The organism is Sporolactobacillus mangiferae, assembly GCF_023336505.1.
Classification (GTDB): Bacteria; Bacillota; Bacilli; order Bacillales; family Sporolactobacillaceae; genus Sporolactobacillus; species Sporolactobacillus mangiferae.
This window is the reverse complement of record NZ_JAMAST010000007.1, coordinates 28,849-52,362: the sequence shown is the minus strand read 5'-3', so window position 1 is coordinate 52,362 and position 23,514 is coordinate 28,849. Positions and strand designations below refer to the sequence as shown.

26 protein-coding genes are annotated in these 23,514 nt (G+C 44.1%); 25 read left to right on the top strand and 1 reads right to left on the bottom strand.

Annotated elements, in window-relative coordinates:
* The first annotated feature begins 93 nt into the window (after positions 1-93).
* From spoIIM to M3N64_RS07820, 23 genes are all read left to right on the top strand, one after another.
* The gene (gene spoIIM / locus M3N64_RS07930; RefSeq protein WP_249100727.1) at positions 94-726 is read left to right on the top strand and encodes a stage II sporulation protein M; all 633 of its coding nucleotides are present in this window, start codon (positions 94-96) and stop codon (positions 724-726) included.
* 217 nt (positions 727-943) lie between these two features.
* Complete coding sequence (gene fur, locus M3N64_RS07925) at positions 944-1,444, top strand: ferric iron uptake transcriptional regulator (RefSeq protein WP_249100723.1); 501 nt, start codon at positions 944-946, stop codon at positions 1,442-1,444.
* Between the two features lie 143 nt (positions 1,445-1,587).
* Positions 1,588-1,836 carry a DUF4227 family protein gene (locus tag M3N64_RS07920; RefSeq protein WP_249100720.1) on the top strand — a complete coding sequence of 83 codons (249 nt, stop codon included), beginning with the start codon at positions 1,588-1,590 and terminating at the stop codon, positions 1,834-1,836.
* Positions 1,837-1,840: 4 nt separating this feature from the next.
* The gene (locus tag M3N64_RS07915) at positions 1,841-2,740 is read left to right on the top strand and encodes a tyrosine-type recombinase/integrase (RefSeq protein WP_249100717.1); all 900 of its coding nucleotides are present in this window, start codon (positions 1,841-1,843) and stop codon (positions 2,738-2,740) included.
* A gap of 28 nt (positions 2,741-2,768) precedes the next feature.
* Positions 2,769-3,578: a purine-nucleoside phosphorylase gene (locus M3N64_RS07910; RefSeq protein WP_249100714.1), complete on the top strand. Its 810-nt coding sequence runs from the start codon at positions 2,769-2,771 to the stop codon at positions 3,576-3,578.
* A 235-nt stretch (positions 3,579-3,813) separates the two neighbouring features.
* A complete protein-coding gene (locus M3N64_RS07905; protein WP_249100711.1) occupies positions 3,814-4,986 on the top strand; it encodes a D-alanyl-D-alanine carboxypeptidase family protein in 1,173 nt (390 codons plus the stop codon).
* A 193-nt stretch (positions 4,987-5,179) separates the two neighbouring features.
* Positions 5,180-5,530, top strand: coding sequence for an anti-sigma F factor antagonist (gene spoIIAA / locus M3N64_RS07900; RefSeq protein WP_249100708.1), 351 nt, complete (start codon positions 5,180-5,182; stop codon positions 5,528-5,530).
* Positions 5,530-5,970 carry an anti-sigma F factor gene (gene spoIIAB, locus M3N64_RS07895; RefSeq protein WP_249100705.1) on the top strand — a complete coding sequence of 147 codons (441 nt, stop codon included), beginning with the start codon at positions 5,530-5,532 and terminating at the stop codon, positions 5,968-5,970. The genes spoIIAA and spoIIAB overlap by 1 nt, the downstream gene beginning before the upstream one ends.
* Before the next feature lie 12 nt (positions 5,971-5,982).
* Positions 5,983-6,741, top strand: coding sequence for an RNA polymerase sporulation sigma factor SigF (sigF, locus tag M3N64_RS07890; RefSeq protein ID WP_249100701.1), 759 nt, complete (start codon positions 5,983-5,985; stop codon positions 6,739-6,741).
* A gap of 400 nt (positions 6,742-7,141) precedes the next feature.
* Positions 7,142-7,591, top strand: coding sequence for a stage V sporulation protein AC (gene spoVAC / locus M3N64_RS07885; protein ID WP_249100698.1), 450 nt, complete (start codon positions 7,142-7,144; stop codon positions 7,589-7,591).
* A gap of 14 nt (positions 7,592-7,605) precedes the next feature.
* Positions 7,606-8,628 (top strand): stage V sporulation protein AD, encoded by a 1,023-nt coding sequence (gene spoVAD, locus M3N64_RS07880; protein ID WP_249100695.1) that lies wholly within the window; start codon positions 7,606-7,608, stop codon positions 8,626-8,628.
* Positions 8,625-8,975: a stage V sporulation protein AE gene (spoVAE, locus tag M3N64_RS07875; RefSeq protein ID WP_249100692.1), complete on the top strand. Its 351-nt coding sequence runs from the start codon at positions 8,625-8,627 to the stop codon at positions 8,973-8,975. Before spoVAD ends, spoVAE begins: the two co-directional genes overlap by 4 nt.
* Before the next feature lie 29 nt (positions 8,976-9,004).
* Positions 9,005-10,498 (top strand): spore germination protein, encoded by a 1,494-nt coding sequence (locus M3N64_RS07870; protein WP_249100690.1) that lies wholly within the window; start codon positions 9,005-9,007, stop codon positions 10,496-10,498.
* A gap of 164 nt (positions 10,499-10,662) precedes the next feature.
* Entirely contained in the window at positions 10,663-11,985 is a 1,323-nt protein-coding gene (lysA, locus tag M3N64_RS07865; RefSeq protein WP_249100687.1) for a diaminopimelate decarboxylase, read from the top strand.
* A 131-nt stretch (positions 11,986-12,116) separates the two neighbouring features.
* On the top strand, positions 12,117-12,494 hold the full coding sequence (locus M3N64_RS07860; protein WP_249100683.1) for a GNAT family N-acetyltransferase: 378 nt from the start codon (positions 12,117-12,119) through the stop codon (positions 12,492-12,494).
* Positions 12,495-12,669: 175 nt separating this feature from the next.
* Positions 12,670-13,458, top strand: a complete 789-nt coding sequence (locus M3N64_RS07855; protein ID WP_249100681.1) for a segregation/condensation protein A — start codon at positions 12,670-12,672, stop codon at positions 13,456-13,458.
* The gene (gene scpB, locus M3N64_RS07850; RefSeq protein ID WP_249100679.1) at positions 13,427-14,023 is read left to right on the top strand and encodes an SMC-Scp complex subunit ScpB; all 597 of its coding nucleotides are present in this window, start codon (positions 13,427-13,429) and stop codon (positions 14,021-14,023) included. The genes M3N64_RS07855 and scpB overlap by 32 nt, the downstream gene beginning before the upstream one ends.
* 272 nt (positions 14,024-14,295) lie before the next feature.
* Positions 14,296-15,447: a D-alanyl-D-alanine carboxypeptidase family protein gene (locus M3N64_RS07845; RefSeq protein ID WP_249100677.1), complete on the top strand. Its 1,152-nt coding sequence runs from the start codon at positions 14,296-14,298 to the stop codon at positions 15,445-15,447.
* Positions 15,448-15,450: 3 nt separating this feature from the next.
* Positions 15,451-16,044: a nucleoside recognition domain-containing protein gene (locus tag M3N64_RS07840; protein ID WP_249100675.1), complete on the top strand. Its 594-nt coding sequence runs from the start codon at positions 15,451-15,453 to the stop codon at positions 16,042-16,044.
* The gene (locus M3N64_RS07835) at positions 16,044-16,574 is read left to right on the top strand and encodes a spore maturation protein (protein WP_249100673.1); all 531 of its coding nucleotides are present in this window, start codon (positions 16,044-16,046) and stop codon (positions 16,572-16,574) included. Before M3N64_RS07840 ends, M3N64_RS07835 begins: the two co-directional genes overlap by 1 nt.
* Positions 16,575-16,679: 105 nt before the next feature.
* Complete coding sequence (locus M3N64_RS07830) at positions 16,680-17,402, top strand: pseudouridine synthase (RefSeq protein WP_249100669.1); 723 nt, start codon at positions 16,680-16,682, stop codon at positions 17,400-17,402.
* 385 nt (positions 17,403-17,787) lie between these two features.
* Positions 17,788-18,510 (top strand): response regulator transcription factor, encoded by a 723-nt coding sequence (locus tag M3N64_RS07825; protein WP_249100870.1) that lies wholly within the window; start codon positions 17,788-17,790, stop codon positions 18,508-18,510.
* On the top strand, positions 18,507-20,276 hold the full coding sequence (locus tag M3N64_RS07820; RefSeq protein ID WP_249100668.1) for an ATP-binding protein: 1,770 nt from the start codon (positions 18,507-18,509) through the stop codon (positions 20,274-20,276). Before M3N64_RS07825 ends, M3N64_RS07820 begins: the two co-directional genes overlap by 4 nt.
* A gap of 75 nt (positions 20,277-20,351) precedes the next feature.
* On the opposite strand, the gene M3N64_RS07815 is transcribed toward M3N64_RS07820, so the two are convergent.
* Entirely contained in the window at positions 20,352-20,606 is a 255-nt protein-coding gene (locus tag M3N64_RS07815) for a ferredoxin (protein WP_249100664.1), read from the bottom strand.
* A gap of 292 nt (positions 20,607-20,898) precedes the next feature.
* On the opposite strand from M3N64_RS07815, the gene M3N64_RS07810 reads away from it, so the two are divergent.
* Together M3N64_RS07810 and M3N64_RS07805 are read left to right on the top strand one after the other, a co-directional pair.
* The gene (locus M3N64_RS07810) at positions 20,899-21,960 is read left to right on the top strand and encodes a YpbB family protein (RefSeq protein ID WP_249100662.1); all 1,062 of its coding nucleotides are present in this window, start codon (positions 20,899-20,901) and stop codon (positions 21,958-21,960) included.
* Positions 21,957-23,495, top strand: a complete 1,539-nt coding sequence (locus M3N64_RS07805; protein WP_249100657.1) for a RecQ family ATP-dependent DNA helicase — start codon at positions 21,957-21,959, stop codon at positions 23,493-23,495. Before M3N64_RS07810 ends, M3N64_RS07805 begins: the two co-directional genes overlap by 4 nt.
* The last annotated feature ends 19 nt before the right edge of the window (positions 23,496-23,514 follow it).

The following is a 23,514-nucleotide window of genomic DNA, read 5'->3' as shown; positions in this document are numbered from 1 at the left end:
TATCGTTCTCTCTCGACTTGATCATAGATTTGAAAATCTATCATAGAATGAAATTATAGATTTCAGTTGATTGACGTGTCGGGGGGCGGCAAAATGATTGCAGAACGATTTAAAAAATTGGCGCAGCAGCATATCCGTGAATACCTATCATTATATACGTTTGTTACCGGACTGCTGCTCATGGGCATCATTTTTGGAGCCATTGTCGTAAACTGTCTTCCTTATGAGGCGAAGAGCGATTTACTTCATTATGTACAGCAGTTCTTCGGTGAACTTGCAAAAAATCAGATCGCAAGTCCCAGATCTTTATTTAAGGAGAGCTTCTTTAATGATCTTCAGTTTCTTATCCTGATTTGGGTCCTTGGTCTTTCGGTGATTGGTCTTCCACTTATATTTCTGCTCATTTTTGTCAGAGGTTTGTTTCTCGGTTTTACTGTCGGTTTTCTTGTTAGCCAGATGGGAATCAATGGGTTAATGGCTGTACTCGTCAGCATTTTCCCACAAAATTTGTTGATGATCCCTAATAATTTGTTTCTGACTGTATTGTCAGTCGCTTTTTCTCTGAAAATGATTCGTCAGCTTTTAATGAGAACGAGAAAACAGCCCATGCTGCCTCAATTTATCAGTTATGCTCTGATTTTAGCAAGTACAAGTTTTATCGCGGCGGCGGCATCAGGATATGAAGCCTATGTATCGCCCGTATTAATCCGACTTTTTATATCATAAAAAATCACAAATGAAAATTACAAAATATAATGATTATAATTTTACAATAATTATATATAATTGACACTGTTATCAATAAGGATTATAATTTAGCTGTTACATGAAGTACCTATCATGTTTCAATTCTACGACACAGCATCATAATAATCGACAATTGATTTTTTTCCGTAAATTGCCGATTTGTTTGTGCCGTTCTCGCTGCAGAGGAGGGGCTTGCATGGAAGGCAGGATCAATCGGATTAAGAAACAGCTTCACGCGCAGAAGTATAAGCTGACGCCTCAGCGAGAAGCGACCGTCAGAGTCTTGCTGGAAAATGAGCAAGATCACCTCAGCGCTGAAGATGTATACCTTCTCGTTAAAGAGAAAGCACCTGAAATCGGTCTCGCTACTGTATATCGCACACTTGAACTGCTGGCCGAATTAAAAATCGTTGATAAAATCAACTTTGGCGATGGTGTTTCGCGCTATGATCTGCGCCGTGAAGGTGCCAGCCACTTCCATCATCACCTCGTATGCATTGAATGTGGATCCGTGGATGAGATACAGGAGGATCTGCTTGGTGAGGTTGAAAAAGTGGTTGAACGCAGATGGCATTTTAAGGTGAAGGACCACCGGCTGACTTTTCATGGTATTTGTCATCAATGTCTGGAAAAACATGAAGAAGAAAATCGTTTAAGCAAAGAAAAAGAATTTGAGCAGGAAACTGAAAAAGTATAGACGTTTTTCTTAGACAGCCTGAGGTTTGATCAGACTGTTTTTTCATTTTGACCATAAAACATCTCTTTTTGTGAAATGGATCGCCTCCATGATTCATATAATGGCAACGAGCCATTTTAATTGGGACAGGCGGGGAATCAATAATGAGATATTTTTATGGCATAATCGATCTAATGAAAATCTGTGCATGGTTTGTTTTGTTCACAGCAATATTCTATCTTGGCATGACATGGATGGATCAGCATCTGGAGAAGACACATCGCTACGATGAACCAGGATCAGGAGCTGTCAAAGTGGATCAGACACAAACGGGAAAAAATCCGGGGGCCTATGAGCGAGAAGAAGACTATGTTTTATCACGTTTTTTTGAATTTCTAAGAGACGGAGAATAAGCGATTGAAAAAAACGATTGACAATTTTTTAGATGCGATGCAGCATGAACGTGACTTGTCGAAAAACACGGTTGAGGCCTATCAAAGCGATCTGTTGCAATATGTCCGTTATCTGAGGGAAATAAAACAGTGCACAGACTGGGAGGATGTTACTGAGGTTCAATTGATGAACTACCTGTATCAGCTCAAAGATTCCGGTTGTGCACCCGCGACCTTGGCAAGAAAAGCTGCGGCGCTTCGAGGATTTCATCGTTTTCTGTTCCGCAGCCATTTAACATCTTCTGATCCTGCGTATGCGTTAAGCGTACCGAAAGCAGCGCATAGCCATTTTCCCGCTTTGCTTACAACAGAACAAATTTATTTGCTGCTCCGCGCGCCCAGTCCGCACACACGAATTGGGAAACGTGATCGGGCGCTGCTTGAAGTGCTTTATGCGACCGGCATGCGAGCTTCTGAATGCATCCGATTGGACCACGGTCATGTCAATTTGAGCTTGGAATTTATTCGATGTGTCGGGAAAAAAGGGACGGAGCGGATTCTTCCTCTGAACATTTCTGCGATTACTGCGTTACGCGAATACATAACTGAATGGGAGCAAAAAAATGCGGCACCGGATATTAATCAGCCGCTTTTTACCAATCGGTCAGGTAAGCGTCTGACAAGGCAGGGCCTCTGGAAAATTCTCAGAAATCATGCGGAATCAGCGGCACTTCCTGTTCCGATTTCGCCGGAAACGTTGCGCCAGTCACTCACTGCGCACCTGCTCCAAAATGGTGCACCGCTTGATTTTGTAGATGAATTAATGGGACGTGCACTTGTATCCTCAGCCTCCCGATATATGCACCTGAATCGTGTTCCGCTGAAGGAGCTTTATAATCGATATCATCCGCTTGCAAAAAGCTAAATGATCACAAAAATTGGAGCGATTGATTATGAAATCTATTGATGATGTAATGGAGCAATTAAGAAAAATGACGGTCAAAAAACCTGAAATTGGTTTAATTCTTGGTTCAGGATTGGGTGACCTTGCAGACGAAATAGAAGGCGGTGACCGAATCCCATATCAGAGCCTGCCCCATTTTCCAGAGCCGACAGTTAAAGGACATAAAGGCCAATTTGTCATTGGCAAGCTAGAAGGGAAAACAGTCGTTGCCATGCAGGGACGCTATCATCATTATGAAGGCTATTCACTTAATCAGGTAGCTTTTCCCGTTTACGTGATGCGTGCGATGGGCATTCATCAACTCATTGTCACAAATGCATGTGGCGGCATCAACACCGCATTTCGCCCCGGTGATTTAATGCTGATCACTGATCATATTAACATGCTCGGATCAAGCCCGCTGATTGGTCCGAATAATGATGAAATGGGACCTCGTTTTCCGGATATGTCCCATGCCTACAGTCAGCAACTGATCCTTCAGGCAAAAAATGCGGCCAAGCGTTTAGGCATACATATTCAAGAAGGCGTTTATCTGGCAACACACGGGCCACAGTATGAAACGCCTGCCGAGATACGCATGATGCGCGTGATCGGTGCAGATGCGGTCGGTATGTCAACAGTCCCGGAAGTGACAGCAGCCAGCCATCTCGGACTGGATGTGCTGGGTATTTCATGTATTACGAATATGGCTTCTGGTATTCTTAATCAGCCATTGTCACATCAGGAAGTCATTGAGACAGCTAACCGTGTCAAGGCAGATTTTACAGATCTGATTAAGTCGGTTATTCGTTCGATTTAATAGATGACATACAGTCAGGCACCTTATGCCTTATGCATAAAGTCGATTTTCAACTTTACTATTGATTTTTTGTCTCACTTTGTGCCGCTTTTAACCGCTTGATCCCTGGGTGCGGCCTTGCCAGTAAAGGAAAAATAAAGTTCATTAACCTAAAATCTCAATCTTCTCACTAGATTTCGTATAAAAGAGTCTTTCATGGACAGAATGATAACGATCATAGTGAGGAGGTTTTTTCATGAAGGCATTTATGGCTTGGCTGGTCTGTGCTACCCTTCTTTTGGCATCCTTGCTTCCGTCAGCATCAGCACTTGCTGAAAAGAAGGAAAATGCAGAAAGTGAGTCTGGCAAACTGAAATCGGCAATCGTTATCGAGCAGGATACAGGGAAAGTTTTATACAAAAAAAATGAAAATAAAAAACTCCCGCCTGCAAGCATGACCAAGGTGATGACGCTTCTGCTGATTTTTAAGGCGATTAAGAGTCATCAGATCTCATTAAACGATAAAGTCGAGGTCAGTGAGCATGCTGCATCGATGGGGGGCTCACAGGTCTTTCTTGAGCCTGGTGAGGCAATGACAGTCGACGAGATGCTTAAAGCAATCTGTATCGCGTCTGCCAATGACGCTTCGGTTGCCATGGCTGAACATCTTGCGGGCTCTGAGAAAGCTTTTGTTGCCAGAATGAATCAGGAAGCCCAAAAACTTGGCATGTCACAAACACATTTTGTCAATCCTACCGGACTGCCAACGAAAAATCATTACACAAGCGCACATGATATGGCAGTGATGGCACGCGCGCTCCTGAATTATCCCCAAGTTCTTCAATATACGTCAAAGTATGAAGACTATCTGAGAGAAAACACGGATAAAAAGTTTTGGCTTGTTAATACAAATAAGCTGATTAAGTCTTATCCCGGTGCAGACGGACTGAAGACCGGATTTACAAATGAAGCAAAATACTGCCTGACCGCGACAGCGAAAAGAAACGGGATGCGTGTCGTTGCCGTCGTGATGGGGGCCCCCACACCAAAAGAACGAAATAAAGAAATTTCCGGATTAATGAATCAGGCGTTCGCCTCGTATGAAACGAAAGCTTTGGTTAAAAAAAATAAAACAGTTGCAATCGCCAAAGTCAGAAAAGGGGATCATGATGAAGTGCCAATTGTGACAGAGAAGCCCGTTGTGGTGCTGCTTAAAAAGGGAGAACGTTCTTCGGGCCTGAAAAAATCCGTGAAATTAAATGGAACTTTGAAGGCGCCGATAAAATCAGGAACAGTGGTCGGCTATTATATCGTCAAAAAGAAAGGAAAGGTTGTTTCAAAAACTCCTTTAATGGTTAAAGAGAATGTTAAACGTGCATCATGGTGGCAACTATTTAAAAGAAGTGCAGGGACAATCCTCACCCATTAATCGATACGGGTGGTTTTTGGCAGTTGTTCACCTGTTTTGCCGAATGGGCACTAGTTCTGTCGCGCAGCAGGAATTGAAAAGAAAAGAGAGAAACTAGTATTAACGAGTATTGGCTTTGGCTAGTTATCCTGACTGAACAATCGGGGGTTTCATGACCAGGTATTATTTTCATTCTGGGAGGGGAGAGACTGCTATGAGTTTGAAAATGAATTTAGAAGTCAAATATGGTGTGCTGTGTATTCGTCTTGAAGGTGAACTCGACCACCACACCGCTGATGAACTTCGAGAAAACGTCAATCGTGTCATGGATGAAGAACCGGTTCACCACATTTTGCTCAATCTTGGCAAACTTACGTTTATGGACAGTTCAGGTCTTGGTGTCATTCTCGGCCGTTATAAAAGAATTTCCGGACTTGGGGGAGAAATGGTGGTCTGCTCAATTTCGCCATCTGTGCGCCGTTTATTTGAATTAAGCGGCATGTTTAAAATTATCCGTCTGGAAACAGATGAAGACTATGCGCTTCATACGCTGGGGGTGGCATGATGAGAAACGATATGACTTTAACATTCACTGCAGTCAGCGAAAATGAATCATTTGCGCGCGTGACGGTAGCAGCATTTGTTGCTCAGCTTGATCCTACTTTGGATGAGCTTACCGAAATTAAAACGGTTGTTTCAGAAGCAGTCACGAACTGTATCATTCATGGATACGAAAACAGTGGGGCTGGAAAAGTGACGATAAAAGCTTCAATTGAAAATGAAATGGTCACTTTGGAGGTCCATGATGACGGTGTGGGTATAAGTGACGTTGAACGCGCGAAACAGCCGCTTTTTACAACAAAGCCTGAACTGGAAAGGTCTGGTATGGGATTTACCATTATGGAGAACTTTATGGATCATGTCGTGATAGAGACGGAGGCAGGTAAAGGGACGACAATCATCATGACCAAAGAAATTGCCCGAAATCGAGCAGTATGCAAGTAGGGAGATATGCAAATGGAGCTTGATCGGAAAATGGTGTCTAAAGAGCCGCTGCTTGACGATAATGAAGTCAAACAATTGATTAAGCAGAGCCAGTCAGGCGATCATGAGGCACGCGACCGTCTTGTTCAGAAAAATATGCGTCTTGTCTGGTCCGTTGTTCAGCGCTTTATGAACAGAGGCTATGAACTGGATGATCTATTTCAGATTGGATGTATTGGGCTGCTTAAATCGGTGGATAAATTTGATCTTTCTTATGATGTTCGATTTTCGACCTATGCGGTCCCCATGATTATCGGAGAAATTCAGCGCTTCATTCGTGATGACGGTGCAGTCAAAGTTAGTCGCTCATTAAAAGAGACAGGCATTAAAGTCAGGAAAAAAAAGGATGAGCTTTCGAAGAAGTTCGGCAGAAATCCAACTGTTGGTGAGCTTGCCGAGGCGCTTGAGCTTTCGCCGGAAGATATCGTTCTTTCTCAGGAAGCGATACGTGCGCCTTCTTCAATTCACGAAACCGTCTTTGAGAACGACGGAGATCCGATCACAATCCTTGATCAGATTTCAGATCATGAAAGTACAAAATGGTTTGATCAAATGGTGGTACGCGAAGCGGTTGAACAGCTGAATGATCGAGAAAAACTGATTGTCTATTTACGATATTTTAAAGATCAGACACAAACAGAAGTCGCAGAGCGGCTGGGCATTTCGCAGGTCCAGGTATCCCGTCTTGAAAAGAAAATACTTGAAGAGATAAAAAGTCAGATGGCCGAATAGGCTGTCTGGCTTTTTGTAATATGAAAATGTAAGCTTTCGCCTTGCTGGTACAGCAAATTAGCCGCAGCCATGATGCAACCCAAGGGCATAAATCAATAAATCATGGTCGGAGATGGAGGACCGGGCGTTTTTGCCCGGTTTTTCTCATAAAGAAAGTATAAGATTTTGACCCATATGAAAACCCATAAACCAGTGTCTTGTCGAGAATCAAAGCGGAGGTGCGCTGGCGCCCGCGGCAAGCGAACAACTGGAGTGTCCGTCAAAACAAGATCGGCTGCAAAAGACTAGGTGTAACCTAGTCTTTCTAATACAATTTATTCATGCAAAAAAGTCTAAGCATAATTAACAGCGCTTGACAAATACTAAAATTCAGCTACAGATCTGAAGGGAGATAACAATCATGCTAAACGATCCCAAAAATTATAAGGAAAATGTCAAGGCATACCAGCCAAAGCTTCCCTATGTCACTAACTGCCTTAACGCTTTCTGGGTGGGTGGAAGCATCTGCTTAATCGGACAGGTCATTCAGACTTTTTATATGAATATCTTTCACTTCTCAAAACAGACGGCGGGAAATCCGACTGTTGCGACGCTTATTCTTATCTCTGCCTTGATGACCGGATTTGGCATCTATGACAAAATTGCAAAATTCGCCGGAGCGGGAACGATTGTTCCGGTGACTGGTTTTGCTAATTCAATCACAAGCAGTGCGCTCGAACATAAAAGTGAGGGGATTGTCCTCGGAATCGCGACAAACCTGTTTCAGCTGGCGGGAGAGGTCATCGTTTTCGGTGTCGTATCTGCGGCGGTTCTTGGCATCGTCCGGTTGTTTATTGAACAGGTCTTTTGAAAGGATGTGAAGTCGTGAGTAAAATTAACAGGCAAACCTGGCGTTTTAATCACTCTATATATTTAGGCGCTACGGGAACCGCAGTCGGGCCTTTAGAAGCACGCGGTCCGCTGTCAGGTAACTTTGATAAGGAATTCGAACATTTGGATTGCGGCGAAAAATCATGGGCTAAGGCTGAGCAGTCGCTGATGCGCCGGGCTATTTCTTTTTGTCTTGCAAAAGCAGGAAAGGCTGAGGGAGATATTGATCTATTTCTTGCAGGTGATCTGATGGACCAAACAGTGACCTCGAATTTTATCGCCCGTGAACATCGTGTTCCTTTTCTTGGCATGTTTGGCGCCTGCTCAACGTCGATGGAAACTCTTGCAGCAAGTGCTCAGCTGGTTGACAGCGGATTTGCCGATAATGTGCTTTGCGCAGTCAGCAGTCACAATGCCACTGCAGAACGGCAGTTTCGGTATCCGACCGAGTATGGAGGACCGACAAAACTGACACAGACCTTTACGGTCACAGGAGCAGGCGCTGCCATCGTTACTAAAGAACCAGGCAAGGTACGTGTCAGCGAGGCCACGATCGGTCGTGTGATTGACTGGGGGATTGATGATGCAAGCAATCTGGGCACGGCGATGGCGCCGGCAGCCGCAGATACAATTTGGACTCATTTTCAGGACACCGGCCGAAAACCGGAAGATTATGATTTAATTGTTACCGGTGATCTTTCAAGTGTTGGTGCGCCGATTCTTGATGAGCTATTGCTTGAGAAGGGTATGGATATAACCAATGTTCATCAGGATTGCGGGACCATGATCTATACACCGGATCAGCCAGTTAATGCAGGAGGAAGCGGCTGCGCATGTTCAGCCGTTGTTACTTATGGATACCTGTACAATCGGTTGGCGGAAAAGTCGCTGAACCGGGTGCTTGTCGTTGCAACAGGTGCACTTCTTAACAGTTCGACGCCCAAGGAGAAAGAAACTATTCCCTGCATCGCTCATGCAGTACTGCTGGAATCAGTAAAGGAGGGGGCGGAATCGTGATTTTTCTTTACGCTTTTCTTGTTGGCGGTGCGATTTGTGTTGTTGGTCAGTTACTGATCGACGTTTTTAAGCTCACGCCGGCTCACGTCGTTGCCTCATTTGTTGTGATTGGCGCCTTCCTGGATGTTTTTGGAATCTATGATCGACTGATTGATTTTGCCGGAGCGGGTGCGACTGTCCCCATTACCAGTTTCGGTCACTCACTGCTGCATGGGGCCATGTCAGAGGGACATGAACATGGATATCTGGGCATTGCCATGGGGATTTTTAAACTGACATCTTCAGGAATAACATCAGCGATCTTATTCGGTTTTTTAGTTGCGTTATTTTTTAAACCGAAAGGCTGAGTAAGCAGTTTTTAAAAGGGGCCGGATTTATGGAAAATCAATTTAAAAAAATACTGCTTAGTCAGGATATTGCAGAAAACGACAAAAAAATGCAGGAAATTCTTGACTTTGGACCTCATAATTTTGATATTGGGGTGCGGCAAATCAGTGTGCTTAGTCGGAAATGCAGTATCTATTATACAAACAGTTTAGTTGATTCAAGCATACTTGTTGTCATGATGCGCGAGTTTATGCGCCTTTCCAATGACCACAGCAAAATCGCCGATGTTTTTCAAGTGATTAAGCAGCATCTTGTTCATGAGCAGGTTGAGGAAATTGATACGATCAATGACACTGTTGACAAAATATTGACTGGGCGAATTGTTTTTCTGATTGACGGTGAGTCTAAAGGCTTATGTATTGATCTTCGCCATTATCCGGGCAGACAACCGCAGGAACCGGATGTGGAAAAAGTGGTTCGCGGTTCTAAGGATGGATTTACTGAAAATATTATTGAAAACTCAGGGTTAATCAGGAGAAGAATCCGCGATCCGCGTTTTCGCTGTGAACTTACGCAAATAGGTGTACGCTCTAAGACGGATGTCTGTCTCTGTTACTTGAAAGATGTTGCCAATCCCGGTCTGGTCAAAACCCTTCGCAAGGAATTAAGTGCAATCAATGTTGATGGCATCCCAATGGCAGATAATGCGATTGAAGAATTTATTTTAAAGCAGGGATGGAACCCCTTCCCGCTGGTTCGCTATACCGGTCGACCAGATGTGGCCGCAGCGCACTTGCTTGAAGGTCACGTGGTGATGATCACAGATACTTCGCCAAGTGTCATGATTATGCCGACCACACTTTTTCATCATGTTCAGCATGCGGAGGAGTATCGCCAAGTGACTGCATCGGGCGCGCTGCTTCGCTGGTTTCGCTTTTTGGCAATACTTTCATCACTATTTCTGGTCCCTCTGTGGCTCTTGCTCGTTCAGGATCACTTATTGCCGGATTATCTGAATTTCATCGGCCCTAATTCCAGAGATTACCATATACCGCTTCTTATACAAATTCTTATTGCAGAAGTAGGAATAGAGACACTTCGTCTGGCTGCCATACATACGCCGACCTCTTTATCAACCGCACTTGGACTCATTGCCGCAGTTTTAATCGGACAAATCGCGATTGAAGCTGGCATATTTGTAACTGAGGTCATTCTTTATACCTCGGTTGCTGCAATTGGCGGTTTTGCTACGCCAAGCTATGAACTGCAACTGGCAAATAAAATGACGCGTATTGTGCTGATTCTTGCTGTCGGGCTGTTTCATGTGCCCGGTTTTATGCTTGCATCCACACTATTCATTATTTATCTTGCACATGTACGCAATTTAAACACACCTTATCTGTGGCCGTTCATCCCGTTTAATCCCACCGGGCTGTATAACATTCTGATTCGCCGTGCATTGCCAACTTCGGTAACACGTCCCAGTATTGTTCGTCCTCTGGAAGAATACCGTCAGCCAAAATCAAAGAAAGCAAAAAGCTGACGCACTGCCTTGCCATTGCATGTAAATCATGATAAACTAGCACTAAAATTTTGCTTGTGACAGGTGCGAAAAAAGCAGCTGGGAATATTGGTATGTACAGGGGTTGTTTACCAAATGTCTGCTTTCGTAAAATCGTTTCTCTGTGCATTGGGGGAGGATTTAATTTGTTCGGCACGCAAATGATTAATGATCGTGGACATCTCAGTATCGGTGGTGTTGATACAACCGATTTAGCGGAAGAATTTGGTACGCCGTTGTACGTTTATGATACAGCGCTGATTAAAAATAAAATAGATGAATTCAAGCATGCCTTTCGCAGGCATGATGGCTTAAACTGGCAGATCGCATACGCCAGTAAGGCATTCTCAACGATTGCCATGATCCAGCTTATTGAAGAACAAGACTTGCTGCTTGATGTTGTCTCTGGCGGGGAACTGTATACAGCTTTAAAAGCGGGCATGGCTCCGAAGCGTATTCATTTTCATGGCAATAATAAATCGGACGCAGAACTTGCCATGGCTTTGGATGCGAAAATCGGTGCAGTGATTGTTGATAACTTTTTCGAACTCGAACGTCTGGAGAGCATGTGTGCAGCGCGCAAACAAACGGTTGCCGTTCTTCTTCGAGTTACGCCTGGAATAGAAGCACATACTCACGAGTTTATTATGACTGGTCAGGATGCATCCAAGTTTGGGTTTAACCTGGGAAACGGTATGGCAGATCGTGCGGTAAAACAGGCACTTCAGGCGCCTCATCTTGACTTGAAAGGAATCCACTCCCATATTGGATCGCAAATCTTCGAAAGAGACGGGTTTGCCGGAGCAATCAGGCTCATGATGGAGCATGCTTATAAGTGGACGCGGGATCTTGCGTTCCATCTGGAAGTTCTTAATGTAGGTGGCGGATTTGGCATTCGTTATACACAGGATGACCAACCGCTTGCCATAGAAGATTATATTGATACTATTGTAAACACGGCAGCGGAAGAATGCACACGCTACCGTTTGAAGATGCCTGCGATTTGGATTGAGCCGGGCAGGTCGCTTGTCGGCGAGGCGGGGACGACTTTATATACAGCAGGTGCTTCTAAAGACATAATCGGCGTTCGCAAATATCTTGCAGTGGATGGAGGTATGTCAGACAACATCAGGCCTTCACTTTATCAGGCGCAATATTGGGCAATTTGCGCAAATAAGGCAGCAGATCCGGCAGACACCCATGTTTCAATTGCGGGGAAATGCTGTGAATCCGGAGATATTTTAATCAAGGACGCTGTTCTGCCTAAAAACTGCGGCGCTGGAGACCTTATCGCCGTTTTTTCAACAGGCGCATATGGGTATTCGATGGCCAGTCACTATAATCGTCTGGTAAATCCCGCTGTCGTTTTTGTTGAATCCGGCAATGCGACGCTGGCTGTCCGAAGAGAAACGTATGAAGATCTGATCCGTCAGGATATACCTTTGAAAAATCTGTCCTGCTATAAATAAAATCAGCTGCATTAACCTTACTTCAGGAGGACACGGTTTTACGAATGGGTGCACAGGCCTGCACTTTTGGTTATAATATAGAAAGTGAACGATCGAAGGTTTCGTTATCTCATAGGTATGAGGGGTTCAAAATGCTGATTCACTATAAAAAGAGTTATGAAAAGATAGCCATGGGCTTGCTGTCTTTTGTCCCATCTTTGAAAGAACTTAAACCGCTTATGGAAACCATCAAGCGTTACGAAGAAGATGAGCGCTGGCAGTTGTTTTTATGGAAAGACGACGAAGATATAGTGGGTGTGATCGGAATTCAAATGACTTCTGATCATGAAGCCATTATTGAACATATCAGTGTCACCCCTTCTTATCGTGCTGAAGGAGTCGGGAAAAAAATGATCTTGGCACTGGGGGAAATAGTCGGGAAAAAAATCCGGGTACTTCCTTCTCAGACCATCAAACCTTACTTTGACAAGTGTTTTAATGAGGATCAGGAAAAGGAAACCAACGCTTAACGGTTTTCTTTTTTTTGACATGCAACGCATGCTTCCGTAAATTCCGCACGCAATGCAGAAATTCCGCTCTCGCAAAGGGGCCTTGTAAAACCAAGATACCCTAAAGGCGGATTCACTGATTTTCTGATCTATGCCTGATCGATCATGATTAAGTTTGAAATCCGGAGGATAAAGCATGGAATATAAAGTGAAGATCGATGCTTTTGAGGGTCCTCTTGATTTACTTCTGCATCTGATTAAGAAATTTGAGATTGATATTTATGATATTCCGGTTGCAGAGATTACGGACCAGTATCTTGATTTTATTCATCATATGCAAAAATTAGAATTAAATATTGCAAGCGAATATTTATTAATGGCTGCAACGCTGATTGCCATGAAAAGCAGAATGCTGCTTCCGAGACCTGAATTGTCGACCGGCGAGGAGAACGATACTTATGAAGATCCTGAGCAGGCGCGGGAAGCGTTAATGCAGCAGCTGATCGATTACCGTAAATTTAAAGATGCCGCTGCAACGTTAAAAAACAATGAGCAGGCGCGCCTGCAGCTGTTTGCCAAGCCAGCATCGGATCTCACTGCCTATGAACATAATGACCTGAAAAATATGCCGTTGTCAGGCCGTGCGACCGTTGGTGATATGGTAAGAGCATTTCAACGTTTACTTTTAAGAGTGAAACTGGAAAAACCGCTGAATACGAAAATTGATCGCCAGATATTGCCGATCGGTCAGCAGATGACGTCAGTTATGCAAAAGTTAAAAACCGCTGATCATGCTTTATCGTTCAAGAATATATGTCCTTATCCTGACCGAACACATCTGATCGTCACTTTTCTGGCACTGCTGGAGTTAATGAAAATGAATGCGATTGTCTGCCTGCAAAAGGATAATTTTGATGATATCCTGATCAATTTAGGGGAAGGAGCCGATCATTTTGAAGCCGGAGAAAATTCGTTCAATTATTGAAGGACTTCTTTATTTGACAGGTGAAGAAGGAGTACTGATTGAGCAGATTAATAAGGTACTCCCCGAATGTACACCTCAGGAAATCATCCATTCTGTTACACGCATGAAACAAGAATATGAAGCAAACGAATCAAGTGGGTTAATGATTGCCGATTTTCCCAACGGATATCGACTGACAACGAAACCATTCATCGCTAAGTATGCGGAACGGTTTGCTGTGATTCCGAAGGCAGCACCGCTTTCACAGGCGGCACTTGAAACAGTGGCTATCATTGCATATAAGCAGCCGGTGTCACGCATTGCTATCGAAGAAATACGCGGCGTTAAATCGGAACGTGCGCTTCAGACGTTAGTTGTCAAAGGACTGATTAAAGAGGTCGGAAGAGCTGAGGGCAGCGGCAGAGCAATTCTTTATGGTATAACGCCTGTTTTTTTTGACTACTTTGGTCTCCATGATCTAAGTGAACTTCCACCTCTTTCAGAAATAATGAGGGATCAGAACGAGCAGATCGATGCCTATGATCTGTTTTACGATCAATACAAAGAGACAATTAAAGACCTGTAAAATACCACTCAGTTAATCTGTAAATATCGGCATAGCGTGCAATAGTGGCCGATGAAACCCAGAAAGAGAGACGGATTGAGTTTATTATTCCACCGATTCCTGATCTAAATTCATATTCTGCTTGTCCCGGCATAACTTGTTATCAAGGGTGTCCAAAAATCCGGGAACTTGCAGCATGACTTATACATGAAAAAGCACCAACGCTCTTTGCCTGATTTCTTCCCGGCTCTTTTACCCCTTGCTAAATTCATCCGATTGGAGCAGAACAGGGGATGGAATTGTTGAAGAATAAGATGAAGGGTGTTTTCTTTTGCCTCTTATGCTCTGTACTGATTTTCACGTTTTATCCGTATAGGTCGCAAGCGGCGGCACCTAAAGTGTCTGCACAGGCTGCTGTGCTTATGGATCAAGCTTCAGGACGGGTGCTTTTTCGCCACAATGATAAAGAAAAATTATCGATCGCAAGTATTACAAAAGTGATGACAGCAATTCTGGCTATTGAGTCAGGAAAAATGGATCGAACGGTGACGGTTAGTCAAGAAGCCATTCAGACGGAAGGTTCATCCATTTACCTGAAAACCGGAGAAAAAATCAAGCTTCGCGATCTTGTCTACGGTCTGATGCTGCGATCGGGGAATGATGCATCACGGGCGATTGCCGAGGCTGTGGGTGGAAGTGTTTCAGGATTTGTCTTGTTGATGAATCAGCGTGCAAAAACGCTCGGTATGTCACGTACACATTTTGCGAATCCCAACGGACTGGAAGATCCGAATCATTACTCTACGGCATACGATATGGCGCTTCTCACACGCTATGCAATGGACAATGCTCAATTCAGAAAAATCGCGGGAACTAAATTGTACCGCGCACCTGCAACGAACAAAGAAAATGTGCGCGTCTGGAAAAATAAAAACAAAATGCTGCGCTTATATAAATACGCAACGGGCGGGAAAACCGGATTTACGAAAAAAGCAAGACGTACTCTGATTTCGACTGCTTCAAAAAATCATTTAAATCTTGTTGCTGTAACGTTAAATGACGGCGATGACTGGAAAGACCATCAGGATCTGTTCGAATGGGCATTTGCACGTTTCAGGCCGGTTCAAGTGGTGAAAAAAGGAAAATTAAAAGCACATGTTCATTCATTTTACCAGAACAGGCTTTATGTGCACCGATCCGTTGTATTGCCATTGACGGGTAAAGAACAGAAGAAATTAAAGAAAAATCTCTACCTGCTTAAACCAGAAAAAGCAAAAAATTGGCAGCCTGGATCACCGGCCGGTCGTATGAATGTGGTTATCGGCAAACAGACATTGACAGCATTACCAGTCTATTTTCAACCGAAAAAAAATCAGAAAGCACATCATTTCTGGTCTCGCTTCAGTATTTTCCTTCAGGCGATCATTTCCGGAGGAGGCAGTTAATCAATGATCAATATCATCTGGGTTGCGCTGTTTCTTATCGGAATGGGCTACGCTGCTCTAAATGGTACGATGGACGCAGTCAATAAAACGCTTTTTGTCTCAGCAAAGGATGCGGTAGAAATTTGCTTTGGTTTAATCAGCGTTTTGATTTTCTGGCTTGGATTAATGAAAATCGCCGAACAGGCGGGACTGCTTGGCAAACTGAGCGGCTTGATGCGACCGATTATGCGCAAAATATTTCCCGAGGTACCGCCTGATCATCCGGCGATGGGCTATATATTGTCCAATACGATCGCAAATATTTTTGGCCTCGGTAACGCAGCGACACCTATGGGCATTAAAGCCATGAAAGAGCTGAAACGTCTGAACGGTGGAAAAAAGACACCCAGCCGTTCAATGATCACCTTGCTTGCGCTGAACACTTCCGGACTCACCCTGATTCCGACGACGGTCATTGCCATTCGAATGCAATACGGTTCGCAGTCGCCGACAGATATTGTCGCGCCGACCTTAATTGCGACATGTTGCACCACTGTGGCGGCGCTGATCATTGACCGCTATTTTTATTACCGACGAAAGAGAAGAGGGAAAAAATAATGAGTCTGATCACAGCGCTTTCAAACTGGATCGTCCCGTGTTTAATCGTCATTATTCTGTTGTATGGCACCTTAAAAAAGGTGCCCGCTTACGATGCTTTTGTTGAAGGTGGCAAGGAGGGCTTTTCTCTCGCAGTCTCAGTAATGCCTTTTTTAGTAGGTATGCTCGTTGCTATCAGTGTCTTTCGTGCATCCGGCGCGATGAATGCACTCACCGATCTCCTCCGCCCACTATTAGCAGCAATCGGTATGCCTCCACAAGTGCTCCCTTTGGCACTTATGCGTCCACTGTCCGGAACGGGGGCATTAGGCTTGCTTGCCGACCTCCTTGGAAATTATCATCCAGATTCGTTTATTGGCCGACTTGCCTCAGTGATGCAGGGGAGTACAGATACGACATTTTATGTGATCACTGTATATTTTGGAGCGGTTGGCATTCATCACATTGGTGATGCTCTCAAAGTCGGCCTGCTTGCCGATCTGGTCGGCATTTTCTGTGCACTGTGGATTGTAACCATTGCATTTGGCTGATCCCGGCAAAATTTTTAAGGTCGAATAATGAATGGGAACTATGAATATATAATGAAACTTGAGAAAACAAATGCAGCGCGTTATGATATTTCCTGAGGTGAAAGGATGCAACGATTACAGAAAGTCATTGCTCAGGCAGGCATCGCTTCTCGTCGGAAAGCGGAGCAATTGATTATGGAAGGAAAAGTACAGGTTAACGGGAAAACGATTACAAGACTTGGCACTCAGGTCTCTGCAAATGATCAGGTTACGGTAAACGGTGTCCCCGTTGACAAGGAAAAACCCGTTTACTATCTTTTTTATAAACCGACCGGCGTCATTACGAGCGTGAAGGACGATCGTAATCGAACGACTGTTATCGATTTTTTTAAACATGTTCCCGAACGTATTTTTCCTGTCGGACGATTGGATTATGACACATCTGGCGCATTGCTGATGACTAATGATGGAGAACTGGCCAATCGGCTAATGCACCCAAGCTTCGCGTTTGATAAGACATACATAGCAACAGTCCATCCAATTCCTACTCATGATCAGCTGCGCAGGCTTGCAGCAGGGATTCATTTAGATGATGGATTGACTGCGCAGGCACGGGTCCAACTGCTTGCCTCGGATAAAGAAAAGGGAACGGCATCGGTACAGTTGGTGATACATGAGGGGAGGAATCGGCAAATTCGCCGAATGTTTTCCGCATTGCATCTTCATGTGCGAAAATTGAAACGAGAACGGTATGGGTTTCTGGGACTAAGCGGCTTACATCCAGGAGAAAGCCGTGCATTAAAACCGCACGAAATTAAAACACTGATGCACGAGATTCGTCATTCATAAATATTACTACTGTATTTTTTAAAGAAATTGTTTAAAATAAGACATAGGTTTGACACATATACAAATGTTGTCGACTTTTGTAAAGGCTTGATAGAAAGATACAAAGGTAATCGCACGGTTTATGTAATCCGGAACAGCCGAGTTGCATGAATGGTCAACGATCATTATTGATAAGGCTCTGTTAACGAATTCGGTGTTTCTCATTGCAGACTGGCACCAGCGTGAAAAGCGCAGACTGCTCTGCTTGCTGAGCAATGAAACAGTTGCCGAATTCAGGTGTGAAAACGAGTATTCACTTTGCATTTCTGCTTAAAGAGCGACAGTGATGTTTCACAGTGCCATTGATAAAGTGCGTGACGGATTTGTCGGAAAAGGGAGGATCTGGATGGAAGAGAAGAAAGCGGCGATACTGGTTGTGGATGATGAAGAGAGAATTCGCAACCTGCTGAAAATGTATTTAGAACGTGAGAATTATATCATCCACGAGGCCGGAGACGGTGAAAAGGCGCTTCAGATGGCACTTGATAAAGATTATGACTTAATTCTTCTTGATCTGATGTTGCCGGGGATGAGCGGTGAAGAAGTCTGCGCGAAACTGCGCGAAACGAAAGCAACGCCGGTGATAATGCTCACGGCGAAGGGAGAAGAGTCAAACAGAGTGCAGGGGTTTGAAGTCGGCACGGATGATTACATCGTGAAACCGTTCAGTCCCCGTGAAGTAGTGTTGCGTGTCAAAGCACTTTTGCGCCGCTCGTCAACCACCAAATTTCTGGAGACGGAAACTACGGCGAAAAATGTCATTGTGTTTCCCCATCTGATGATCGACCATGATGCGCACCGTGTCCGTGTTGATCAGCAGGAAGTGAATTTGACACCAAAGGAATATGAACTGCTTTATTATCTGGCGCAAAACCCGGATAAGGTTTTTTCAAGAGAGCAGCTGCTGAAAGACGTTTGGAACTATGAATTTTTCGGGGATCTGCGCACGGTCGACACACACGTGAAACGTCTGCGAGAAAAGCTAAATAAGGTTTCAGAAGCTGCGGCGGAGATGATTGTCACGGTTTGGGGTGTCGGTTATAAAATTGAGGTAGATTCTGCGCAATGATCTGGCGAAGTATTATTGGAAAACTCTGGGCAACAATCATTGGTATTGTTACGGTTGTTCTGCTGTTTCTGACCCTTTTTTTAATGCAATTTTTTGAGAATAGCAATATTCAGCAGGCCGAACGACAAATGATGCGCATCGGTGTAAAGTCGGCTGCAATGCTTGAACATGAAGACGGACAAACGTTTACTGCGAAACTCAGGTCAATCAGCGATATCACAGATGTATATAATGCCAGTTATACCGTAATTTTAAATAATCAGGTGCTAAGCGGCCCAAAGGGAAGTTCAGCACCCGATCTGTCACGACATTTTTTTGAACAGGACACTGAGTTAAAAGATGCCCTCAGCCAGCAGCGGAAAGTGAGTAGAATCAGCTTACTGCAAAACAAGAGATTCATTATTGTTGGGATACCTGTCCATGGTGTTAATGATTCGAGCGGTGCGGTATACATTATTCAACCTGTGCAAATCGCTCAGAATGCAATTGATCAGTCAAAAAAACTGATTCTTGTATGTGCCAGCTTTTCTATTTTACTGACAACTTTTTTCGCCTTTTTTTTATCGACGAGAATCAGTGCACCGCTGCGTAAAATGAGAACAGCAGCACTTCAGGTAGCGCTTGGCAATTTTGATATGACCGTTCCCGTAATTACGCATGATGAGATGGGCGACCTCGCGAATGCGTTTAATGATATGAGACAAAAGCTGAAGCAAAACATGAATGCACTGAACCAGGAAAAAGAGCAGTTAGCTGGGATTTTGCAAAATATGGCTGATGGTGTACTCATGATCGATAATCATGGGCGGATCGTGGCCAGCAATCCACCCGCGGATCACTTTATTTATTCATGGCGTTTTGAATATGACGCGCCTACGCAAGAGCGGCTGACTCCGGAACCGCTAAAGCAGCTGTTTGCAGAAGTTGCAGATATGCGTGTTCAAACCGTTCGCGAGATGAGTGTCCAGGGACGTATATGGGTTGTGATCATGAAGCCTCTCTATGACAAGGAAAAGATTAGAGGAGCGGTTGCCGTTTTACGTGATATGACTGAAGAACGTCATAATGATCAAATGATTAAAAGTTTTGTTGCCAATGTCAGCCACGAACTGAGGACACCAATTGCAATGATGCAAGGATACAGCGAAGCCATCATTGACGATGTTGCGGAAAATACACAGGAAAAGAAGGAAATGGCACAGATCATTCTGGATGAATCCAAACGGATGGGGCGTCTGGTCAATGAACTGCTGGATCTGGCGAAAATGGAGACGGGACACTTTCAGCTGGATCGAAAAAATGTTGCTTTAGACGCGTTTTTCCAACGTATTCTTGTGAAATTCAGCAAAGTAGCGAATGACGCAGGCATTCAAATACAACCTGATTTTCAGGCTATTGAGAAGAAAAGTTTTTTTATGGATCCTGATCGCGTGGAACAGGTGATGACGAATCTGATTGACAATGCCATTCGTCATACAAAGAAAAATGGTTTTGTCGCCATTACTGCACGTCTTGAAAATGAACAGCTCCATGTTTCCGTTCATGATTCAGGTGTCGGGATCGCAAAAGAAGACATTCCATTTGTATTTGAACGCTTTTATAAAGCAGATAAAGCGCGAACAAGGGGAAAAGCGGGTACGGGACTTGGTCTTGCGATTGCCAAGCACATTGTTGAAGCACATGGTGGCGAAATCAGTGCCAACAGTATAAAAGGGGAAGGAACTGCTTTTCAATTCGTGTTAAATCAGGATCCGGCAGGAAAATAAAAAAGGGAAGGATTCATTTTCCCTTCCTCATTAGCGTGATAAAGTTGCTTTATATTATTATTATTATTGATCGACTCACATGCCGACAGCGTGATCCGCTTTTCCATTAAAAGGCGTATCAGAAACGCAAATCGATTCGGATGGGCACCCTTCATATGCATCTGCAAGGTCTTCAATAAGCTCGTCCGGAATGGCGGTATTTCCTTTATTGCCATCGATTAATGCAAAAGCAATGCCTTCATCATCATAGTCAAATAGATCCGGAGCCGTAGCTGCACAGGCTCCACAAGCAATACATGTCTCTTTATCGACGATCGTAAACTTTGCCATTACTTTTCAATCCCCCTCATTAAAAAATGGTTTCTGACTGTGTTCTCTTTCTAATCAGGTCATGTTAAACGTTACTGTTGACTTTGCGGCGAGTGGCCCATTTGCTGTAAAGCACAACAGAATCTTTAACATAGCCTTATAACTAATAATATTTTAATGAAGCAGGCCGGTCATTTCAATAGAATGCTTTCCGGCGGTAGGGAATAATTGTCGAAAGTGTCTTTAAAAAAGGAAATATGGATACACAACAGAACGATATGAACGCCCGTCCTTATTAAGGAGGCAAGCTGCGATGTACAGCGAACGGCTCTTTTTATTTATCATATGGCAATTTGATGGAGAACGCACTGTATCCGGAATTTACCATCTGCTGAAGGGTAAAAAAACGTCGCAAAGCATTCAGGACAGTTATTTATATCATTTACATATGCTCTATCACTCCTGTGAAGATGTGGATCGGCAAGAAATATGGACGTTGATCAGACAAATCCATGCTAATGGATGGATACGGCCGATCGATGCGAACGGGACACGGTTTGTACTTTCCACAAGCGGAAATGAAAAGCTTCAGCAGATGAATGCACAGCTGCTTTTACCGGATGCGCTCTATATGACCAATGATCTCATGCACGAGGGGCAATTCTGGCTCAGATTGCAGTTGCTGATCCAAACCGTTTCTGCACTTAATGATCAGCAATCTTCGTTTTTACCAATCACCAAACAATCTTCAGTGACTGAATACGTTCGCCATGTCCTGTTAAGCAGCCATCTCAATCGTGCGCAACTAAAGAAGCGGCTGTATCAGGAGATGTACTGTTTATTGGCGGGCATACCGGTTGCAGAGGCCAATTGTCTCGCAGCTCAGCTTTCTGGTGCGCGTATGTCCGGGTTAACGTTGAAACAGATTGCAAATGAGACGGAGAAAGATCTTTTTGAATGCAGAATACTGTTTAAATCCGCATTGAGACGAATGATGAACAGGGTTTCAGAGCATGAACAGGATTTTCCAATCATTCGCAGCTTGTGGACGAGTTCGGAAAATGGACTGTCTTCCACTGCCCATGAAACACTTGAACTACTTCGCTCGGGACTAAGTATTCAGGAGGCCGCTGTTCATCGAAAGCTTGCGCCAGGCACAATTGAAGATCATCTGGTAGAAATTGTCTTGAAAAATCAAACATTCGATTTGTCTGATTTTATGGACCATGCATTGGAGCAGAGCATTTTAGATTGCGCAAGAGAGGCCAACACGAAAAAGCTTAAAGAAATTAAGCGAAGGCTTCATGACAAGGCTTCTTATTTGCAAATCCGATTAGTGCTTGCCAAGCATGCAGGCGAGGTGGTGGTACTTTGAAACAGAAAAAGACGGCCGCTGTAAATGATCAATGGATTCGCGCAAAGAAAGTGCTCCAGAAAAAATTTGGTTTTCGCTCCTTCAGAAACGGGCAGGAAGAGATCATCCGTAATGTTCTGGCAGGGAAAGATGTATTTGCAATGATGCCGACGGGTAGCGGGAAATCGCTTTGCTATCAGTTGCCCGGATATGTGTTGGGCGGCATTGTTTTAATCGTTTCGCCACTTCTGGCGCTCATGGATGATCAGATTCATGCTCTGCGCGCAATCGGAGAAGTGCACGTTCGAGCATTGAACAGCATGATGCATAGAGAGGAACGCGCGCGTGTTCTATCGCATTTAAGTGACTTACGCTTTCTTTATATTTCGCCGGAGATGCTGAATCAACCCTATATTTGCAGAAAATTGGCGCAACAGAATATTTCTCTTTTTGTTGTTGACGAAGCACATTGTGTGTCGCAATGGGGACATGAGTTCCGTCCTGATTATCTTCATCTTGCTGAAATTCGCGCGAAACTTGGCAATCCGTCCTGCCTTGCCGTTACAGCTACCGCAGATCATCGTGTTCGGCAGGATATTATAGAGTTGTTGGGACTTAGAGAGGCGCGACAGACGATTATGAGTGTTGATCGCAGTAATATCGCACTTGCTGTGCGGCATGCGGCAAATGATGAGGAGAAGATGACCCGTCTGGTGCATTTAATTAAAAAAGTTCGTTTACCTGGTATTATTTACTGTGCCAGCCGCGAGTGGACCGAGCGACTGGCGGACTATATCAGGGGCATGACAGGGAAGCGTATTGCCTTCTATCATGGAGGAATGGATACGGAAGACCGAAGAAAAATCCAAGGTCAATTTTTAAATCAGGAGCTTGAACTGTTATGCTGTACAAGCGCGTTCGGAATGGGACTTAATAAATCTGATATACGCCTGGTTGTGCATTTTCATTTTCCAGGATCAATGAATGCCTATCTTCAAGAAATTGGGCGGGCTGCAAGAGACGGCAATCCAGGACTTGCTGTTCTTTATTATACAAATGAAGATCATCATTATCCGGAAGGTTTTATTGACAGTAACTTTCCAGATGATCGGTTTCTTCAACTGGTTATGAATGAACTGGATCGGGGCCATTTAAAAGTTAAAAGCAAGGAGCAATTTATAAATGATTTAAAAGAACGCGGCGCAGGAGACACGGCAGCGCGATTTATCTTTGAACAGATTCAATCCCGGTTGCCTGCGAATACGTATCTGTCAATGACTAACAATCTTCGTGTCCTGGTCCGTAAACGCCGTTCCGTTTTGCTGCAGGAACTTGCTGTAATGGAAAAATACTTAAAGACCCACGAATGCAGGAGGGCCTTTTGCTTATCCACTTATCAGGAACAGCTCAGAACAAAGCCTGAACAATGCTGTGACCAATGCGGCATTGATCTGTCCGTGTTTGGCTCTGATCCTGAAACAAGTGAACATAAGTATTTTCCTGTACTGAACTGGAAAAAAAGACTGGCATGGATTTTCGATGAAGAGCCGCAATGATTGTCCTAATGTCATCTCC

Bases quoted from the DNA above. Each gene is read 5' to 3' on its own strand.
- M3N64_RS07820 (WP_249100668.1), top strand. From the start codon at position 18,507: ATGATCTGGCGAAGTATTATTGGAAAACTCTGGGCAACAATCATTGGT.
- fur (WP_249100723.1), top strand. From the start codon at position 944: ATGGAAGGCAGGATCAATCGGATTAAGAAACAGCTTCACGCGCAGAAG.
- M3N64_RS07830 (WP_249100669.1), top strand. From the start codon at position 16,680: ATGCAACGATTACAGAAAGTCATTGCTCAGGCAGGCATCGCTTCTCGT.
- spoIIAA (WP_249100708.1), top strand. From the start codon at position 5,180: ATGAGTTTGAAAATGAATTTAGAAGTCAAATATGGTGTGCTGTGTATT.
- M3N64_RS07840 (WP_249100675.1), top strand. From the start codon at position 15,451: ATGATCAATATCATCTGGGTTGCGCTGTTTCTTATCGGAATGGGCTAC.
- M3N64_RS07905 (WP_249100711.1), top strand. From the start codon at position 3,814: ATGAAGGCATTTATGGCTTGGCTGGTCTGTGCTACCCTTCTTTTGGCA.
- M3N64_RS07835 (WP_249100673.1), top strand. From the start codon at position 16,044: ATGAGTCTGATCACAGCGCTTTCAAACTGGATCGTCCCGTGTTTAATC.
- M3N64_RS07810 (WP_249100662.1), top strand. From the start codon at position 20,899: ATGTACAGCGAACGGCTCTTTTTATTTATCATATGGCAATTTGATGGA.
- M3N64_RS07870 (WP_249100690.1), top strand. From the start codon at position 9,005: ATGGAAAATCAATTTAAAAAAATACTGCTTAGTCAGGATATTGCAGAA.
- M3N64_RS07845 (WP_249100677.1), top strand. From the start codon at position 14,296: ATGGAATTGTTGAAGAATAAGATGAAGGGTGTTTTCTTTTGCCTCTTA.
- M3N64_RS07910 (WP_249100714.1), top strand. From the start codon at position 2,769: ATGAAATCTATTGATGATGTAATGGAGCAATTAAGAAAAATGACGGTC.
- M3N64_RS07855 (WP_249100681.1), top strand. From the start codon at position 12,670: ATGGAATATAAAGTGAAGATCGATGCTTTTGAGGGTCCTCTTGATTTA.
- sigF (WP_249100701.1), top strand. From the start codon at position 5,983: ATGGAGCTTGATCGGAAAATGGTGTCTAAAGAGCCGCTGCTTGACGAT.
- M3N64_RS07815 (WP_249100664.1), bottom strand. From the start codon at position 20,606: ATGGCAAAGTTTACGATCGTCGATAAAGAGACATGTATTGCTTGTGGA.
- M3N64_RS07860 (WP_249100683.1), top strand. From the start codon at position 12,117: ATGCTGATTCACTATAAAAAGAGTTATGAAAAGATAGCCATGGGCTTG.
- spoVAC (WP_249100698.1), top strand. From the start codon at position 7,142: ATGCTAAACGATCCCAAAAATTATAAGGAAAATGTCAAGGCATACCAG.
- M3N64_RS07920 (WP_249100720.1), top strand. From the start codon at position 1,588: ATGAGATATTTTTATGGCATAATCGATCTAATGAAAATCTGTGCATGG.
- spoIIM (WP_249100727.1), top strand. From the start codon at position 94: ATGATTGCAGAACGATTTAAAAAATTGGCGCAGCAGCATATCCGTGAA.
- spoIIAB (WP_249100705.1), top strand. From the start codon at position 5,530: ATGAGAAACGATATGACTTTAACATTCACTGCAGTCAGCGAAAATGAA.
- M3N64_RS07825 (WP_249100870.1), top strand. From the start codon at position 17,788: ATGGAAGAGAAGAAAGCGGCGATACTGGTTGTGGATGATGAAGAGAGA.